Below are 19,025 nucleotides of genomic sequence, written 5' to 3'. Positions count from 1 at the left end.
GAATGAATATGAAGAAAATATTTAAAAATCCTATACTGATTCTTGCAGTAGGAGTATTTGTTATAGGTGCAAGTAGCATTGGTGCTACTAGAGCAGCAATCGTAACTCAGTCGGAAATCGATAGAGTGAACTTTACAACAGCTACCTTTGAAATAGGTCTTACAGGAGATGTGGATGGTGATTTGATTTACTTCCCTAATCTTCCTGAGGAGGGGCCAGTACAGATTGGTAAGTGTTATAAGTCTACAGTAAATGTAGCTAACATTTCTGATGAAGCTACTGGCTATAAGGAATATGTGAGAGTCATAGTTCGAAAGAGCTGGACCAATGCAGATGGTATTAAGGATCAGAACTTAGACCCAGATTTAATTGAACTATCAATAGCTGATGGATGGGTTAGATATGAAGATGACACTTTATCTAAGGAGTGCGAAATCTATTATCTGAAAGATGCAGTTGAGTGTGGAGAAGTAAAGGAATTCTTAACTGGAATCACCATCAATGATACGGTGGCAACAAAGGTAGTTCAGGAAGGCTCAGAAACAGAAATCATAAACAAATATGTTTATGACGGACAGAAGGTAAGCATTTCAATTCAGGCAGATGCAGTCCAAACTCATCACGCTGAAGATGCAATCCATGGAGCTTGGGGTGTTGAAGCAACAGCAACAGCTGAAAGTGATGGAAGTATTACTTTAAAGTAATAGAAAGGGGCAAGAGATGAAAAAAAGAATAATGAATTTAGTCCTTGCTCTGGCGCTGACAGCAATTGGTCTGACAGGACAAATCACAGTAGCACAGGCAGAGGAAATTCCAACAGCAACCTTTAAGGGCTCTGATTTTAATTCAAATTTCGACCACTTTACAACAGACCAGCAGACTATACCAAATATAATGCCTGGTGATACAGTTACTTTCCAAGCAAAATATGTTAACGATTCAGGTGCAGCAGCTAATTTCTATTTGAACACAGATGTCATTAGTTCGCTAGAAGAAAAGAGTGCTGATAACAGCAGTTCTACAGAAGCTAAGGGTGGCGGTTATACTTTCAAGCTTACCCAAGGCAGCAAGGTTCTTTATGATAGCAACATGTTAGGTGGAGATGACAAAGGCCTTCATCAGTTTGAAAATGAGGGAGACACCTACTTTAGTTTAGGACAGCTTGCAAACGGTGGTAGTGGAATCGTTAATTTAGAAATAACTTTAGATGGTAATTCTCAGGATAATTCATATATGTATAAGCTAGCAACTCTTGAAATTAGATTTGCAGCTGAGAAGCTTCCAGGAAACAAACCACCAACAGTTATTAATAATGTAGAAACTAATAGAGTTGTTTACAGAGTACCTGGAGGATCACAGGTGGTTGCAATTGATGATCCAAGCACACCACTAGCAGTGTCTTCAGTAAGAAATAATCCAAACAATCCTAACACAGGAGATTCAATGATTCCTCTTATGATTTGTTCAGCAGGATTATTAATAGGAATTATTTTCATAGCAATGTATTTTGTTATTTCAAAAAAACAGCGGGAGGAGGTAGCCTAATATGAGACGAACAAAAAAAGTATTTGGTTATATCCTAGCAATGTTTTTAATGGCAGTAGCAATCGTGTTTATGGCGTTAAATGCTGATGCAGCGGAGGCTCCTTATACCTATACTGTCAAAATATATATTGGCGGTTCAGGAAAAGAGGGCGCACATTTTAAGCCAGAACTTGGAGATAGGGATTGTCTCACCTTCACTGGTTTGACTCCTGATGATACTATCAGCTTCAATCCTCAGGAAGCGGTTGAGTTTGACGATGGAAACACAAAATACGCTGTAAAAGGTTTCTGGAGATCTGGAGACGAAACAAAGGATGAAAATCTTAACCCTACAATTAATGGGGATAAGGATGAAACCTATGTTGTAGCTTATGGCGTTGGAACAGTTGTTGACTACACCGTTCAGTTTTTAAAGGAAGATGGCTCAAAGCTCATGGAAGATGCTGTTTACCAAGGGATTGAAGGAAGTGCAGTGGTAGTTTCAGCAAGAGGATACAAGGATGGTGGCTTTGCTCCAATAGAGACTGAAAAGAGAATAGATGCGCTTGAAAAGGATCAAGTTATCGTATTCAAGTACAAGGCTCTTACAGGTGGTTCAGGTGGAACTATAACAAACACCTCTACAAATACAGAGTATTCAACAGTTACTGGAGCATCTGATTATTCTTACCAGATTATTCCTAGACAGCCTACAGAAATCGCTGGTGGCGGTGATGAAGGCGGCGTGGTTAATAATAGAGCTGCTCAGGCCGGTGGTAACGATGGTGGTGGCCAGGCTGAAGCTGGTGGCGGTGCAGGTGCCACACAGATAGGTGATGATCAGGTTCCTGCCAACGGAGATACAGCCATAACAATTCCAGAAACTAAGACACCAGAAGGAATTGATGCCAATACAGCTAAAATCAGTTATGTCAGATACCTCATTATTATTTCTATCCTAGGAATGATGATAGTATTAATCGCTATACTTGGAACTTACAATCTTGAGCATGACAAAAAAAGAAAAAACTAGGAATATAATAAAGAAATAAAGCTGGCGCTTTATAATATAGAAGGGATAATTAAGATTAATCTTGATTGTCCCTTCTAAAATTGTTTGTGGTAAAATAATTGATATGGAGAAGATATTAAAAACTATAGGAAACTTAATAATTGTAATTGTTATTCTTGCATGTATTCCTTTGGCTATACCAAGGGTTTTAGGCATGGAGGAATATAATGTTATTTCTGGTTCTATGGAGCCTGAAATATCAGTGGGATCTCTTGTTTTTGTTAAGGGGATAGCTTTTGAGGAATTAGCTGAGGGGGATGTTATTGCTTTTCAATCAGGGGCAAGTGTGGTTACTCATCGAGTTATTTCCATAGAAAAAGACACAAAGCTTATTTCCACCAAGGGAGATGCCAACAATGTTGCAGACTTTATGCCTGTTGCTTACAAGGATGTTATAGGAAAGGTTGAATACCATGTTCCGATTCTTGGAAATCTTGCAGCCTGGCTTTCTGAAACAATAGGAAAGATTGTGGCTGGAATTATTTTGATGGTTGGAATTCTTCTATCTAATATAGAAGAAAAAAAGTCAAAGAAGACAGATTCTGGTGTTTTAGAAGGTGACAGTGCTCCATCAAAAAAAAACAAATCCAGAATAAATCCTAAAATTATCCTTGCGCTAGGTTTGGTAATTGTTTTTGGTTCTTTGGGTGGCTTCCTATATATTTATATGGGCTATCAAAAGTCAGAAAATCTTTACGCATCCCTTAATCAGGATTATGTAAAGACTGGCACAAACGAAAGTGAGTCTTGGCAGGATATGCTAGACGTGGACATTAATGCTCTTAAGCAGATTAATTCAGATGTTATTGGTTGGCTTTATGTAGAGGGTACTGATATAAGCTATCCTATATTATATTCTGGCGATGATTCCACTTATCTTCGTACCACAATAGATAAGGAACCTGCAACAGCAGGAAGTATTTTCCTTGAGGGGTATAATCTTCCAGATTGGACTGATAGTCACGATATTATTTACGGACACAACATGAGAAATCTTTCTATGTTCGGAAAGCTTAAGTTTTACAAGACAGAAGAGGATTTCTATGACTCTCATAAATATTTTCAAATTATAACACCAGAGGGGAAGATGCGTTTTCAGATTTTCTCTTACTTTGATACTGATCCTGCCAGCTGGGTTTACACAGTTCCTTATGAGGACAATGAGGAATTTGCTGAATACATAACAAAATTAAAAAATACATCCTACAAAACTATTGAGGCAGAAGTTAATTCTTCGGATAAGGTTGTCACATTATCCACTTGTTCAACCTCCGGAAAACGCTTTACAGTCCACGGGTTTTTAATAGAAAATCAATAATTGATGATATCTGGGTAAAAAGTTATTGTGGCAAGAACGTTTGAAAATTGGCAAGAAAAACTACTAAATTTGCTGTAATTCCTTCCGATATATAGTATAATAAGAACAATAAAAGTATGGGGATATATATTGGAGGGTAAGTCTATGGCAAAGAAGGTTGTAGGTTTATTAAAAGGCGTTGCTTATACAGGAGCTGCAGTTGGTGGGCTCTCTGTGCTTAGCAGCGCCGATTTAGTATTCGCAGAAGAATTAGAAGAAACTTTAACTTCTGGGTCATCAGGCACAGTGGAACTTGAAATTACTCAGGAGGCAACTTCGCAGTCTGAAGCTCAGGTAGAACAGCAGAATCAGGCAGTGGGTCAGAGTCAGGGTGAACAGCAAGTTCAGGTTGATCAACAAACACAGATTGATCAGCAGACAAATACCGAAACCAATATTGAACTAGATGAAAACGCGTTCACTGTTGAATCTGCAACAGCTGCTATTGAAGAGGCTAAGGCTGAAAAGACTGCTGTTGAAGGAACAATTGCAGCAGATACAGCAGAGGAACAGCAGGCCCAGGCTGATCTTGCGGCAGCCCAGACTAATCTCGGTCAGGCTATTGAGGACCAGGGACAGTTGCAGAGCACAATCTCTGGATACCAGCAGCAAATCGCTCCAAAAGTTGCAGAGATTGAAAGTCTTCAAGGTGAAGTTGCATCAAACCAGAGCCAGATTGATACTGCTACTCAGGAAAGAGCTGATGCTGTAGCAACAGAACAGGGCAAGGAGACAGAGCTTCAGAACACTCAGACAGCTCAGGAAACAGAGCAGCAGGAATATGATAATTCTGGTTACAATCAGGCTGGAGTTGCAGCTTTAGAAGGAAGTATAGCAACACAGACTACAGCAGTACTTGCTGAGAGAGATAACCTTTTAGCTCAGGGCGTTACATATTTGCAGGGCCAGGTTGGTGAAGATTTCTATACAGATTATACAAGACCATTGGCTCTTACCATGATTAAGTACAACTTGTTAGTTAATGATCAGGTTACAGCCGATGACTTAGCTAATTTTGGTACAAGCGATTCATCAGCTATTCGTTACTCAGAAAACTTTAAGGGCAAGTCATATGAGAATAAGCATTTTTGTATCCGATATGTGGACAAAAATGGAGTTCTTCAGGAGAAGTATTATGATTGGGTAATAGCTGATGAGAATGGAGAGTCTATTTTCAAGGCAAACAGCAATGATAGAAGCGATGCAAATCTTACCTTGATGCATGGTATCAATGTAGTAGAAAAGACTCCTATATATAAGTACTATACAGAGGACGAAAATACTCTTACTTATTATAAATGGGAAGATTTGACAGCAGAGGAAAAGAGTGCAGTTACAACTCTTAAAAACCAAGGAAAAGTAAAGTCTGTTAAGATTAATAATGTCACATATTATGTTGCACTTAGAAATGAAAGTGCAGGCTTCGATTATGGCACAAACGGTGAGAAGAAAGGTGATGATTTCTATAAGGGTACTGATTTCCAAGCTGATTTAAGTGCACATGCGCAGTACATAGAAGATTTAGCAGCTCTTTCAACAAAGATTAATACTCTTACAAATGAAATCAATGGACTTAATAGCGATATTTCTGGTTATGATACTACAATTGCGAATCTAACAGCTACAATTGGTGATTTAAATACTCAAATTACAAACTTACAGGAGTCTATCGCTCCACAAGTGACTGCAATTGCAGCTAACCAGACTCTTCTTGATGGAGTAAATACTAGCATTGAGGAATATAACACTCAGATAGCAACTCTTATAGCAAGAATTCAAGAGCTACAGACTGCAATACAGACAAACACAGGTACTGTTGCAGATCTCAACACAAAGATTCAGCAGCTTGAAAATATTTTAGCTAAGCTTAAGGCTGCTCAGGCAAGTGCAGCAGCATCAGGTCAGGGCGGTCAGGATGATACAGTAGCTTCTAGTGAAAGATATTATAGAACAGCGGTTGTGGCAGCACAGACTCAGACAGAGGCACAGGCTGAAAACCAGGTGGCACAGCAGACAGTTACTATAGCAGATACTCAGGCTCCAGCGGCAGCTGTAGCGTCAGTTCAGCAGGTAGCAGCTAATTCTGATGTGATTTCCATTGAGGATGTTCAGGTTCCACTTAATGTTATTGACGCTGAACTTCCAACAGAGGATATGGGATTAGCAACTATTCCAGATGAAGCTGTAGCAAAATCAGGAGCTGTTGGCCTTGGTATGGCAGGAGCAGCAATGCATATTGGAATTCTTCCTACAATTGGAGGCCTTACCACCATCATTGGTTGCAAAAAGACTAATGATGAGAATAAAGCAAGGAGATAGTGTAAGGATTTAAGCTAAAAAACTCCCCCAGTTAACATAGTAACTGGGGGATATTTTTAGCTTATTTTATTAAGAATTGAATCCTTTAGAATGAGTGTGCTCTGTTCCACCTGGGAACGGAGCATTTCTAATTTAGAGTCCATGGATTTCATCTGATAACATTTTGCCAGCATTGTGTAGCTTTCGCTAATATCAGTGCCTACACCTACAGCAAATTCTAACACTGTGATTACATCGTCTAAGCGTTCAGCCTCCATTAGAGCATGGGCATATTGATTTAAAAGAACAGTAACCCTGTCGAAATCCTCACCTATCTTACTCATGGTTTCAAAATTAGGTGTGCCATAGGTGATGCGAATGTCCGTATTGCTCATACCTGTAAGGTTTAATAGTTTATGTGTGGACAATTCCTTTAATTCATTTTCAATCTCAATTACTTTTTCATCAGAACTAAAATTTAATGGAAATTTCTCTATTGGAATGGTAATATATCTTAGATTAGATATATCTTTTGCAGGGGTAATACGAGCTTGCTGCTCTTTAGCCCAGAATTCGGCCTCCTGCTCTTCCTGTTTGTTGTTAAGGCTTTTCAGTCTCACAGCTATCAGGATTAAAAAAAGGATAAAAAACGGTAAAATAGGGAACCCCATAGCGTCTCCTTTACATAAAGCAATTAAAGAGGTGATTGATATGAAACGAAATAAAAAGCATCAGGTTATGGCAGGAGTTGTTCTTGTCATTGTAGTGATTTGTATGGTATTTACCACATTTGCTGCTGCTTTAATTTAATTTTAAATATACGAAAATAATCTGTCAATTTATAGAGGAAGATTTGTTATGAAATTCAAAAGTATTATTTCACTTATGCTGGCATTTACTTTATCCGCCGGCCTTCCATCAAATATTATTACTGCACACGCTGAAGAGGATACAGCCACCGCTGCTGTAACATCTTCAGATGAGGAGCTTCTTAATGAGGAAGCAGAAGCAGTAGAGGGAGAAGTTGTTACAGACAACAGAACAATTCCAAATGGTGTTACTATTGGTGGAATTGATGTTTCTTGCAAAACCGTCACAGAGGCAGAGGAGGTTGTTAGAGAACACTTTGCATCCTACAATGATGTGACTTTTACACTTTCAGCAAACGACCAGACTATCACAGCTAAGGGTTCAGACCTTTGCATCGGAGCAAAGAATAGTGATGTATGCGAAAAGGCTGCTACCTATGGTTCTTATGGCAATATTGGTGAGCGTTTTAAGGCTAATGCAGATATTGAAGCTGGTCGCACAAAAGATTTCAATCTTTCTCTTGGAGCAGACAAGGACGGAATAGTTCGTTATCTTACAAAGGCTGCAGAACAGGTTAATGACGAGGCTAGTGATGATTATCTCACCCGTGAAAATGGAGAATTCGTTTTCCATGAGGGTACATCAGGCGTAGTCGTTCAGATTGAGGAATCTGCAGCAATTCTTGTAAACTTCATCGAGAATCAGTGGGATGGTAGCGAAGCCTCAGTAGATCTTGCAACAGAGGTGAAGGAACCTAGAGGAAGCAAGGAAGAACTTGCTGAAATTAAGGATTTGATTGGTTCATTTTCAACTGACTATAGTTCATCTTCAGCAGCACGTAAGAATAACGTTGCCAATGGTGTAGGCTTTATAAATGGAACAATCCTTTATCCAGGAGATGAGTTTTCAGTATTAAATACTATCACACCATTCTCAGCAGAAAACGGATATATGCTTGCAGGTTCTTATGAAAATGGAACTACTGTAGAGACATATGGTGGTGGTATTTGCCAGGTTTCAACCACTCTTTACGGAGCGGTTCGTGAGGCTGAGCTTGGCGTTGTCACAAGAAGTGCTCATTCTATGATTGTTACATATGTAAAACCATCTATGGATGCAGCTATTTCTGAGTCAGGCGGCAAGGATTTCCAAATTAAGAATAATAAGAATTATCCTATATATATAGAAGGTTATTGTGATGGTAGCAATGCCTACTTCAATATCTACGGTAAGGAAGAGGATGACCCAGGTCACTCTGTAGATTATGAAACAGAAATCACTGGTGTTAATGTACAGAACACCACTTGGGTAGCAGATCCTAACGTTCCACTTGGCAAGATGACCACCACCGTAGGCGGTCACACAGGATACACAGCCAAGCTTTGGAAGGTGACCTATGAAAATGGTCAAGAGGTTAGCCGAGAGGTTTACAACAACAGCAAATACAATCCTTCAAATAGAAATGTAACTGTTGGAATTGCATCAGAAGACCCAAATCTTTCTTATGCAATGCTTCAGGCAGTAGCCACACAGGATGCAGCTACAATTGCCAATGCAATCGCAACCTATGCACCTGGTGTAGCAAACTCGACACCATTCACAATCACTCCAAAGTATCAGGTGACAAATCCTGCACCTAGCACTGATAGCACTACCACTCAGCCACAGGATGCAGCACCAGCTACAGAAGCACCAGTAGCAGCACCCGGAGACATCTAGAAGGTAAAATAATGGAAATAGGAAAATTACCAGAGAGCGTACTAAAGCGTTCCGTAATTAAAAAATTACATGTTGTTAGACCAGAGGTTACCAGCGGCCCAAACGTTGGAGAAGATTGCGCAACAGTAGCCTTAGGTCCAGATGAGGAAATGGTTTTATCTACCGATCCTATCACAGGCACAGCCTCAGATATTGGTGAGCTTGCAGTGACAATATCAATTAATGATTTGGCTTCAGCTGGAGCAGAGCCCGTTGGAATTCTTCTTACAGTGTTGCTTACTCCACGTATGCGTGAAGCAAAGCTGAAAGCCATAATGGAGCAGGTGGACAATGCCTGCAAACGCTATAATGTTCAGGTTATTGGCGGCCACACGGAGGTGACAGAAGCTGTCAATCAGCCATTGATTTCAGTTACTGCTGTGGGCAAGGTTAAGAAAGGTCAGATGATCTCCACCGGTGGGGCAAAGCCAGATATGGATTTAGTTCTTACCAAATGGATTGGATTAGAAGGCACCTCAATTATTGCAAAGGACCACGAAGAAGAGCTTTTGACTCGCTTGCCACAATCCCTTGTAGATACAGCAAAGGGCTTTGACCAGTACCTTAGTGTTCTTCCAGAAAGCCGAATTGCTGTGGAGCACGGCGTAGCGGCTATGCATGATGTTACTGAAGGCGGTATTTTCGGAGCCCTTTGGGAAATGGGTGAGGCTTCGGGAGTAGGTCTTGATGTTGACTTAAAAGCGATTCCTGTTAAACAGGAGACTATAGAGGTATGCGAGTTCTTCGGAATTAATCCTTACGAGCTTATTTCTTCAGGGGCTATGCTTATTGCCACTGAAGACGGCACGGGATTAGTTCGCAAGCTTAATGAAGCGGGGGTGGCATCCGCCATTATCGGAAAGTCCAACTCTTCAAATGATAAGCGCATCCTCAATGGAGATGAAGTTCGCTTCCTAGAACCACCTAAAACTGATGCGCTTTACAACATAACTACATAAAAAGTTTATTACATATTAACTTTTGCACTCATAAGTTCTAAATTCATAAGCATTCTTCAAAGATTTGGTTATTTCTGCGGAACTCGCTTCGCTCAAACAGTCCTCGAAATAACCATTGAAGAATACTTATTCATTAAGAACTTATGGTTAATTGCAAAATGTTAATATGTAAAAACTTTTTATTTAGACTATGAAAGTAACATACTAACAGCACATAAGGGGATTTATTATGAGAGAAAAGATTTTAAACTATATCGAGCATAACAGTAGAATTGATTTAGCTGATTTAGCTATGATGTTGGGTACAGATGAAGCAAGTGTAGTTAATGAGCTTGAAGCTATGGAAAACGAACATGTTATCTGCGGATACCCTACGTTGATTAACTGGGAGAAAACTAGCGTAGAAAAGGTTTCGGCACTTATTGAGGTTCGTGTTACACCTCAGCGCGGAATGGGTTTTGACAAGGTTGCTGAGCGCATCTACAACTACCCAGAAGTTGATGCTGTTTATTTGATTTCAGGAAGCTATGATTTCATGGTTTCTATTGAGGGACATACACTTAGAGAGGTTGCAGATTTCGTATCTGCTAAGCTTTCTCCGCTTGACTCAGTGCTTTCTACTCAGACCAACTTTGTACTCAAGAAGTACAAAGATCATGGTATTATCATGGCAGAAAAGCATGTTGATGAGAGGGAGAAGGTGAGCTTATGAGAAACCCTCTAAATAAAACAATTACTGAAATAAAGCCTTCGGGTATCCGAAAGTTTTTTGATATTGTGGCAGAAATGCCAGAAGCTATCTCACTTGGTGTTGGTGAGCCTGATTTCGATACACCTTGGAAGGTTAGAGATGAGGCTATTTATTCCCTTGAGAGAGGTCGTACCTTCTACACCTCAAACTCAGGATTGAAGGAGCTTCGTGTTGAGATTGCTGATTTTTTAGATCGTCATTATGGATTAAAATACGACCCAATCACAGAAATGCTTATGACTGTCGGTGGTTCTGAGGGTATCGATGTGGCACTTCGTGCCATGCTTGACCCAGGTGATGAGGTTCTCATACCTCAGCCAAGCTACGTTTCTTACGAGCCTTGCACTATTCTTGCAGGTGGAAAGCCAGTAGCTATCAATCTTAAAGAGGAAAATGAATTCCGACTTAAGCCAGAGGAACTTGAGGCAGCCATCACCGACAAGACAAAGATTCTTATTATGCCATTCCCAAACAACCCTACTGGTGCTGTTATGGAAAAGGCTGATTTAGAGCCAATCGTAGAGCTTGTTAAGAAATACGATTTGTTTGTTCTTACAGATGAAATTTACGGTGAGCTTACCTATACAGGCCAGGGGCATGTTTCTATCGCCAGCTTCCCTGGAATGAAGGAGCGCACTATTTATATCAATGGTTTTTCAAAGAGTCATGCCATGACTGGATGGAGACTTGGTTATGTTTGTGCACCTGCCCAAATCGTCCAGCAGATGACAAAAATCCATCAGTTTGCTATAATGTGCGCGCCTACCACCAGTCAGTACGCAGCTGTTACAGCTATCCGTGACTGTGATGAGGATGTGGCAAACATGCGAGAGGAGTACAACGATCGTCGTCGTTATCTTCTCAATCGCTTTAAGAAGATGGGCGTAAAATGCTTTGAGCCATATGGTGCTTTCTACATTTTCCCATCTATAGCAGAATTCGGAATGTCTTCAGAAGAGTTCTGTACTCGCCTTCTTAAAGAGAAGGAAGTAGCCGTAGTTCCAGGTACAGCCTTTGGCGAAAGTGGCGAGGGTAACGTACGTATCTCATATGCATATTCCCTCGAAGCATTGAAGAAGGCCATGGACCGTATCGAAGAATTTATTTGCGAGTTAAGAGAGACTAATTAGTTTAGAAAGAGTAAGCCAGTAGTCATTAATAATCCGATGAGTCGGTAGACATCAAGCTCATAGGTATCTTAAGTGAACCTTTTCATGGTGAACGAAGATACCTATGGCTTGTAGTCGTGACCGACGGAGTTTTGTGGCGGTAACTGGCGTAGGTTTTAGAATGTTAAATATAGTTTTACACGAGCCTGAAATTCCAGCCAACACAGGAAATATCGGGCGAACATGCTGTGCCACAGGTACACGTCTTCATTTAATCGAGCCACTAGGCTTCGTTCTTACAGACAAGACTGTGAAGAGAGCCGGCATGGACTACTGGGACAAGCTTGAGGTTTTCCGTTACGATGACTGGGAGGATTTCAAAGCAAAGAACCCAGATGCAAAGATTTATATGGCCACCACAAAGGCCAAGCGTACACATACTCAGGTGAATTATGAACCAGACTGCTACATAATGTTTGGCAAGGAATCCGCAGGTATCCCTGAGGAAATTCTTGTAGACAATGAGGAGAATTGCGTTCGTATTCCTATGGGACATGATATACGTTCTCTTAATTTATCAAATTCAGTGGCAATCATTTTATATGAAGCGCTGAGACAAAATGACTACCTCGGATTAGAGACTGAGGGTAATTTACATAGACTCAACTGGAAAGAATAAAAGGAATAGTGGGTACCAATGTCGATTATCAAATCTAAAAACTTAGTACATGAATATATAAGACGTGATGAAGAAGGCAACGTGGAGAGCATCCAGGTTGCCCTTGATAATGTCAATCTTAACGTAGAACCAGGCCAGTTTATATCCATTCTTGGACATAATGGCTCTGGTAAGTCTACCTTCGCCAAGCACATCAATGCACTTCTTACACCTTCTGAAGGCACACTTATTGTTGATGGTATGAATACCTCTGATGATGAATACACTTTTGCAGTGCGCCAGACAGCAGGAATGGTTTTCCAAAATCCAGACAATCAAATAATTGCTTCAGTGGTTGATGAAGATGTTGCTTTTGGCCCAGAAAACATTGGAGTACCTACAGAAGAGATAATACAACGTGTGGAAAAATCTCTTAAGATGGTGGGAATGTACAAATACAAGAGTCATTCTCCTAACAAGCTCTCGGGTGGTCAGAAGCAGAGAGTGGCCATCGCTGGTGTTATGGCTATGGAGCCAAAGTGTATCATTCTTGATGAGCCAACAGCTATGCTTGATCCAGATGGAAGAAAGGATGTGCTTCAGGCTGTTCACACTCTCAATAAGGAAAAGGGGATTACTGTAATCCTTATTACTCACTACATGGAAGAGGTTGTAGACTCCGACTATGTATTTGTTATGGAAAAGGGTAAGGTCTTCATGGAGGGCAAACCTCGTGAAATCTTCAAGGATGTTAAGCTTTTGAAGGAGCATAGTCTTGATGTCCCTCAGGTTACACAGCTTGCTTACGAACTTCGTGAAGCAGGAGTACCACTTCCAGAGTGTGTTCTTACCAGACAAGAGCTTATTGACGGTTTGAAGGCTGCCAAGGCCAGTGGCTTTGTTCCAAATCTTTCAGCCTTTGTTGAAATGCAGGCTGCCAAGGAAGTGTCTAATGCCATCGATATTTCTGGTGCTAAAGATAAGGTTTTGATTTTAGATCATGTATCCTATAAATATAGCCCCGGAACAGCCTACGAGGTGAAGGCACTTGATGATGTAAGCCTTTCTATTAAGGAAGGTGAATTTATAGGAATCATTGGTCATACTGGTAGTGGAAAATCCACACTCGTTCAGCATTTGAATGGCTTGATTAAGTCTACTGATGGTGTGATTTACTATCGTGGACAGGATATTTATGACAAGGATTACGATATAAAAGATCTTCGCACACAGGTTGGAATGGTATTCCAGTATCCTGAGCATCAGCTTTTTGAGACTACAGTTTTTAAGGATGTTCAGTTTGGTCCAAAGAATCAGGGCTTAGATGAGAAGGAACAGATAAAGCGTGCCTATGAGGCCCTTGGCTTAGTTGGGCTTCCAGAGGAGTTTTACTTGGCTTCACCATTCGAGCTTTCGGGTGGACAAAAGCGTCGTGCAGCTATAGCAGGTGTCATCGCTATGAAGCCAGCAGTTATCATCTTGGATGAGCCAACAGCTGGACTTGACCCTAAGGGACGTGATGATATTCTTGGCATGATAACAGAGATGCACAGGAAACGTGGAGATACAGTCATCCTTGTATCACATTCTATGGAGGATGTGGCCAACTATGTAGATCGTATCATTGTTATGGATGCAGGAAAGCCAGCCTTCGATGGTACACCAAAGCAGGTGTTTGCTCATTACAAGGAGCTTGAGGCAATGGGACTTGCTGCTCCTCAGGTTACCTATGTAATGAATGATTTAATAAAAGAGGGCATGGCAGTGGATGCAGGGGCAACCACTGTTGAAGAGGCTAAGGCTTCAATCCTTAAGGCCTTCAAGTAGAATAGCCGAGACCTATTTAGGCTTGGACTAAAAAGAGGAAAAATATGCTTAGAGAAATAACTTTAGGACAATATTATCCAGCAGATTCGGTGCTTCACTCACTAGACCCACGTGTGAAGTTGTTTGCAACGCTGGTTTTTATAATCACTTTATTTTCTGCAAATAACGTGATATTATTTGGCTTTGTGCTTATCACCCTTGCTGGAATTATTAAAATGAGTCATGTGCCATTTTCATTTATGGTAAAGGGTCTACGCTCAATTGTCATGTTACTTATAATTGCAGGTCTATTTAACCTGTTTCTCACACCAGGTAAGGAGTTAGTATCCTTCTGGATTTTCTCCATTTCTGATGTGGGACTTAAAAATGCAGTGCTCATGACTAGCCGTATGATTCTTCTTATCATTGGCACATCAATCATGACTTTGACAACAACACCAAATCAGCTTACAGATGGCCTGGAAAAATCACTAGGCTTCATGAAGAGATTTGGAGTTCCAGTTCATGAGATTTCCATGATGATGTCAATTGCTTTAAGATTCATTCCTATTCTTATAGAAGAAACAGACAAGATTATGAAAGCGCAAATGGCTAGAGGTGCTGATTTTGAATCTGGCGGTCTGATTAAAAAGGCAAAGAATATGGTTCCACTTTTGGTTCCTCTTTTTGTTTCAGCCTTTAGACGTGCTAACGATTTGTCCTTTGCCATGGAAGCCAGATGCTATAATGGCGGTGAAGGACGTACAAAGATGCGTCCACTTAAATATAGCTCCTTAGATCAGAGGGCCTATATTTGTATATTTGGATTTATTATTGTTTTTTATGCAGCAAAGGTAATTTTATAGTATGCGAGTAATGATAGTTGTTGCCTATGATGGCAGCGGATACAGTGGCTGGCAAATCCAGCCAAACGGAATAACAATTGAACAAAAGCTTAATGAGGCTCTTACAGATCTTTTGCAGGAGCCTATTTCTATTATAGGTGCCAGCCGTACTGATGCGGGAGTGCATTCCCTTGGAAATGTAGCAGTATTTGATACTAATTCAAGAATGCCAGCTGATAAAATCAGCTTTGCCCTTAATCAGAGACTCCCTGATGATATTGTGGTTCAGTACTCTTGTCAGGTGGAGGATGATTTTCATCCAAGATACGCACCATGTCGAAAGACTTACGAATACAAGATTCTTAATCGTAAAATGCCAGATCCTACTAAGCGTAAGGATACCTTCCATTACTATTACGACTTAGACGTGGACAAGATGAATGAGGCGGCAGCATATCTAATCGGACAGCACGATTTTACTTCCCTTTCTTCTGTAAAGGCCCAAGTTAAATCTCGCGTTCGTACAATTTACACCGCAAAGGTATACAAAGAGGATGATGTAATCCATATTCGCCTTACTGGTGATGGATTCTTGTACAACATGGTTCGAATTATTGCTGGAACCCTTATTAAAGTTGGTGCAGGAGAGATGGAGCCAATGTATATGCTTGAAATTCTTCGAGGCCGCGACCGCGAGCTTGCTGGCCCAACCGCACCAGCTCACGGTCTCACGATGATAGGTATAGAGTATGAATAAAGTTGTGGTTGACTAAAGTCGATTCGTATAGTATACTGTAACGGCTGATGTAGTAAGGTAACTTATTTCTGTTAGCCCGGAAATGAGTTTTACTATAACATTCCTTGCAGGTGCCCGGACATCACCAGCATGGAGCTTTTTAGATTTATTTAAGGAGGAATTCTCAATGAATACTTATATGCCAAACCCATCTCAGCTTGAGAGAAAATGGTATGTAGTTGACGCAGAGGGACAGACACTTGGTCGTCTTTGTGCAGAAGTTGCAAAGGTTTTAAGAGGTAAGAATAAGCCAGTCTTCACTCCACACGCTGATTGTGGTGACTATGTTATCGTAGTTAATGCAGAGAAGATTAAGGTTACAGGTAAGAAGCTTGATCAGAAGATTTACTATCATCACTCTGATTACGTTGGTGGTATGAAGGAGACAACTCTTCGTGAGATGCTCAACACACACCCTGATAGAGTTATCGAGCACGCTGTTAAGGGCATGCTTCCAAAGGGACCACTTGGACGTCAGATGTACACAAAGCTTTTTGTTTACGCTGGACCAGATCACAAGCAGCAGGCACAGAAGCCAGAAGTGCTTACATTTTAATAGGAGGTAAATCATGGCTAATTCAACAAAGTTTTATGGAACTGGTAGAAGAAAGTCTTCAGTTGCTAGAGTATATCTTGTACCTGGCACAGGTAAGATTACAATAAATAAGAGAGATATCGACGAGTACCTTGGTCTTGAGACATTAAAGGTAGTTGTTCGTCAGCCACTTGTTGCTACAAACACTGTAGAGAAGTTTGACGTTATCGTTAACGTTAAGGGTGGCGGATACACTGGCCAGGCTGGTGCTATCAGACACGGTATCTCACGTGCACTCCTTGAGGTAGATGCTGAGTACAGACCTACACTTAAGGCAGCTGGATTCCTCACAAGAGATCCACGTATGAAGGAGCGTAAGAAGTACGGCTTAAAGGCTGCTCGTCGCGCACCACAGTTCTCAAAGAGATAATCTTTCGAGATTCAAAAAGAATTTACAAACCTCAGAAACTCAGTGTTTCTGGGGTTTTTCTTTTATCTATAATAGTATTAAGTAGTGGTGAAACGCAGAAAATTTTGTACCGTAAACAGCGAGTAAACAGCAGGTAGACAGCAAAATTCTCATTTATCAAATCTTGTTGATGGCTTCTACAAGGGATTGAATATCCAAGTGGGTATACACTTTCTCTGTCAGAGACATTGCTCCTGCATGGCCTACAATCTTCTTTATCATGGTAGGATCTACGTGTGCTTCTGCAAGCATTGATACACAGGTGTGTCTTGTATCATGTGGGTTATGATCCATGCCTAGATTTTCGATTAGAGGTGTCCAATAGCTGTCTTTGTAGTTGCGGTACTGGAACTGCTTGCCGTCATCTGTGTGGAGTAGATATTCACAGTCAGAGGAATCATACCAAGCTTTGTAGAAGGGCAGTACCTTATCAGCAATAGGAACTTTTCTGATACCATTTTCTGTTTTGCTGAGAATAACGTCGAAGTACTGTTCATCCAAGTGTACATTTTCTTTTTTGAGATCTAGAAATTCCGATACTCTACATCCGTTATAGATCAGCATAAGCACTGTCTGATAGAATGGATCATCCCTAAGCGTCCACAGTTTGTCTATTTCAGGCTTTGTGAATACGCTACGATCAATCTTATTGGGATTCTTCTCCTTGTATTTGATGATGTCTACAAATTCGGAGTAATCCTTGTTACAGATGTCATTCTTCATAGCGTAATCATATAGCTGGTTGAATAAGACTTTTAGCTTGCGGAGAGTAGGATAGTTCTTCCCACAAGTATCAACCACGTTTTGAAGGTCTGCTAAACGTATGTCTCGGAAAATCTTGTTATATAGGCTATTGCATACGTTATATGCCGCACTATAGCCATGAACATTAGATTTTGAGATGGTTGGATACTTTGCTTCTGACCAGGCTGTGTATACCTCAGAGAAGGTTACTTTGGCTGCTTTGGTATCGAAAGGATTCTGATGATAGTCTGATAACATCTGAAGACCTTCCTGCTTAGTTTCAGCATATCCAATCACAGCATAAGTCTGCTTTTTGGTACCTTTTGCCGGGTCAATAGTCCACCCCGTAGTTACTCGCACCATATAAGGTTTTCTGCGCTTACCGGACATTTTCATAACACTTCCATATCCGTTTGGTAATTTCAAGTTTTATAAACCTCCTTTGTGCTCAGGAAAATTTATGATTAAAGGTAAGACCTTAATCATCTGTCTTATCTGGCAGTGCTACATTAGCGTAGTATGCCAATTCTGTTTCGAACCAGTGGTCAAAACGATCTTTATTAGAGAAACCCTGTTCCAGGCTTTCCCATTCATCAGCATATCTTTCAAGGAATAGACATATATCTGCGTTATTTTCTGCCTGTTTGTCGTTACCGCTGAATTTGAGACTACAGCTCCATTCTTCTGTTTTAGGTGGACGTTTCACATCAACTTCGAAATGTAATCCAGCCTTCTTGTTTATCTCGTTTAAAACGTACAGAACATCAGATAGTGTTTCTAACCGGATGTTTTGCTTCTGATAGCCTATAAGCTCAGCCGGTGATATCTGAAGTATCCTTGCTATTTCATTGATAATGGCAATAGAAGGCTCTATCTCTCCACTTTCGTATTTTTGTACGGTTCTCATGGTTTTGCCAAGCTTATCGGCGAGATCTGTTTGGCTCATATGTAAAGCTTTTCGTGCTGTCTTGATTCTATTTCCGATGTCTTCCATTATGACAACCTCCTTTTCCTGAATTGTAACACGTGGTAATACGAATTACAAGAGCGTAATACGAATTAAATATACATAATAAAGTTTGACAAACGAATTATTATGTCGTATTATCAAAATACGAACTGATAATTCGTATTTTACAGAAGGGAGGTGAGAAGTATGGAAGACAAGAAGCTCTATGTTGAACTACCAAGGTTTACCGGTAGAAATGTACCCATATCTGAGGTTGCAGAAGCTATGCACAAGGATGCACAGTTCGTACGAATAGGGATTCAACAGGGGATATTCAAGTTTGGATATGCCATGAAGAAAGAAAATTCCAGTGAGTACAACTACTATTGTCCGGACAGAAAGGTATGGGAAGAAATTGGTTACTTCAGTCCGGAAGCAGTGTAGGAAAGAAAAAAACTCTCTTGCTGGTAACAAGAGAGTAAGCAAATAGCCGGAGCTATTGTTAATTCGGTTGATTTAAGTATAGCAGTGGTTCCGGCTGAATTCAATCCACTATTAAGAATTGGAGGTGATTTCAGTGGATGC

At 40.5% G+C, this 19,025-nt stretch carries 19 protein-coding genes; 16 read left to right on the top strand and 3 right to left on the bottom strand.

Annotated features, from left to right (window positions below):
• Positions 1-8 precede the first annotated feature (8 nt).
• From BLR54_RS08395 to BLR54_RS08375, 5 genes are all read left to right on the top strand, one after another.
• Complete coding sequence (locus BLR54_RS08395; protein WP_090419491.1) at positions 9-704, top strand: hypothetical protein; 696 nt, start codon at positions 9-11, stop codon at positions 702-704.
• Between the two features lie 16 nt (positions 705-720).
• Positions 721-1,545: a hypothetical protein gene (locus BLR54_RS08390; RefSeq protein ID WP_090419488.1), complete on the top strand. Its 825-nt coding sequence runs from the start codon at positions 721-723 to the stop codon at positions 1,543-1,545.
• Between the two features lies 1 nt (position 1,546).
• Positions 1,547-2,557 carry a hypothetical protein gene (locus BLR54_RS08385; protein WP_090419486.1) on the top strand — a complete coding sequence of 337 codons (1,011 nt, stop codon included), beginning with the start codon at positions 1,547-1,549 and terminating at the stop codon, positions 2,555-2,557.
• Between the two features lie 103 nt (positions 2,558-2,660).
• On the top strand, positions 2,661-3,914 hold the full coding sequence (gene srtB / locus BLR54_RS08380) for a class B sortase (RefSeq protein WP_143008413.1): 1,254 nt from the start codon (positions 2,661-2,663) through the stop codon (positions 3,912-3,914).
• A gap of 144 nt (positions 3,915-4,058) precedes the next feature.
• Positions 4,059-6,272, top strand: a complete 2,214-nt coding sequence (locus tag BLR54_RS08375) for a coiled-coil domain-containing protein (protein WP_090419479.1) — start codon at positions 4,059-4,061, stop codon at positions 6,270-6,272.
• 56 nt (positions 6,273-6,328) lie between these two features.
• Here BLR54_RS08375 and BLR54_RS08370 read toward each other — a convergent pair whose 3' ends face one another.
• Positions 6,329-6,922 carry a hypothetical protein gene (locus BLR54_RS08370; protein ID WP_090419476.1) on the bottom strand — a complete coding sequence of 198 codons (594 nt, stop codon included), beginning with the start codon at positions 6,920-6,922 and terminating at the stop codon, positions 6,329-6,331.
• A 187-nt stretch (positions 6,923-7,109) separates the two neighbouring features.
• On the opposite strand from BLR54_RS08370, the gene BLR54_RS08365 reads away from it, so the two are divergent.
• The 10 genes from BLR54_RS08365 (at position 7,110) to rpsI (ending at position 16,708) form a co-directional block, all read left to right on the top strand.
• The gene (locus BLR54_RS08365) at positions 7,110-8,780 is read left to right on the top strand and encodes a VanW family protein (protein WP_090419474.1); all 1,671 of its coding nucleotides are present in this window, start codon (positions 7,110-7,112) and stop codon (positions 8,778-8,780) included.
• 11 nt (positions 8,781-8,791) lie between these two features.
• A complete protein-coding gene (locus BLR54_RS08360) occupies positions 8,792-9,778 on the top strand; it encodes an AIR synthase family protein (RefSeq protein ID WP_090419471.1) in 987 nt (328 codons plus the stop codon).
• Positions 9,779-10,007: 229 nt separating this feature from the next.
• A complete protein-coding gene (locus tag BLR54_RS08355) occupies positions 10,008-10,490 on the top strand; it encodes an Lrp/AsnC family transcriptional regulator (protein ID WP_090419468.1) in 483 nt (160 codons plus the stop codon).
• Complete coding sequence (locus BLR54_RS08350; protein ID WP_090419464.1) at positions 10,487-11,659, top strand: pyridoxal phosphate-dependent aminotransferase; 1,173 nt, start codon at positions 10,487-10,489, stop codon at positions 11,657-11,659. The genes BLR54_RS08355 and BLR54_RS08350 overlap by 4 nt, the downstream gene beginning before the upstream one ends.
• A 160-nt stretch (positions 11,660-11,819) precedes the next feature.
• Positions 11,820-12,317 (top strand): tRNA (uridine(34)/cytosine(34)/5-carboxymethylaminomethyluridine(34)-2'-O)-methyltransferase TrmL, encoded by a 498-nt coding sequence (gene trmL, locus BLR54_RS08345; RefSeq protein WP_090419461.1) that lies wholly within the window; start codon positions 11,820-11,822, stop codon positions 12,315-12,317.
• A gap of 18 nt (positions 12,318-12,335) precedes the next feature.
• Positions 12,336-14,123: an energy-coupling factor transporter ATPase gene (locus tag BLR54_RS08340; protein WP_090419458.1), complete on the top strand. Its 1,788-nt coding sequence runs from the start codon at positions 12,336-12,338 to the stop codon at positions 14,121-14,123.
• A gap of 44 nt (positions 14,124-14,167) precedes the next feature.
• Positions 14,168-14,968, top strand: a complete 801-nt coding sequence (locus BLR54_RS08335) for an energy-coupling factor transporter transmembrane component T family protein (protein ID WP_090419454.1) — start codon at positions 14,168-14,170, stop codon at positions 14,966-14,968.
• 1 nt (position 14,969) lies between these two features.
• A complete protein-coding gene (gene truA, locus BLR54_RS08330) occupies positions 14,970-15,704 on the top strand; it encodes a tRNA pseudouridine(38-40) synthase TruA (RefSeq protein WP_090419450.1) in 735 nt (244 codons plus the stop codon).
• Between the two features lie 166 nt (positions 15,705-15,870).
• On the top strand, positions 15,871-16,299 hold the full coding sequence (gene rplM / locus BLR54_RS08325) for a 50S ribosomal protein L13 (protein WP_015550823.1): 429 nt from the start codon (positions 15,871-15,873) through the stop codon (positions 16,297-16,299).
• A gap of 13 nt (positions 16,300-16,312) precedes the next feature.
• Complete coding sequence (gene rpsI / locus BLR54_RS08320; protein WP_090419447.1) at positions 16,313-16,708, top strand: 30S ribosomal protein S9; 396 nt, start codon at positions 16,313-16,315, stop codon at positions 16,706-16,708.
• A gap of 156 nt (positions 16,709-16,864) precedes the next feature.
• Here rpsI and BLR54_RS08315 read toward each other — a convergent pair whose 3' ends face one another.
• Complete coding sequence (locus BLR54_RS08315) at positions 16,865-17,917, bottom strand: tyrosine-type recombinase/integrase (RefSeq protein WP_090419445.1); 1,053 nt, start codon at positions 17,915-17,917, stop codon at positions 16,865-16,867.
• A 52-nt stretch (positions 17,918-17,969) separates the two neighbouring features.
• Positions 17,970-18,485 (bottom strand): helix-turn-helix domain-containing protein, encoded by a 516-nt coding sequence (locus tag BLR54_RS08310; RefSeq protein ID WP_090419443.1) that lies wholly within the window; start codon positions 18,483-18,485, stop codon positions 17,970-17,972.
• Between the two features lie 162 nt (positions 18,486-18,647).
• Between BLR54_RS08310 and BLR54_RS08305 the strand changes: the two genes are divergently transcribed.
• A complete protein-coding gene (locus tag BLR54_RS08305; protein WP_028247701.1) occupies positions 18,648-18,884 on the top strand; it encodes a hypothetical protein in 237 nt (78 codons plus the stop codon).
• The last annotated feature ends 141 nt before the right edge of the window (positions 18,885-19,025 follow it).

The organism is Pseudobutyrivibrio sp. YE44 (assembly GCF_900104335.1).
Classification (GTDB): domain Bacteria; phylum Bacillota; class Clostridia; order Lachnospirales; family Lachnospiraceae; genus Pseudobutyrivibrio.
This window is presented reverse-complemented; position numbering and strand designations above follow the sequence as displayed.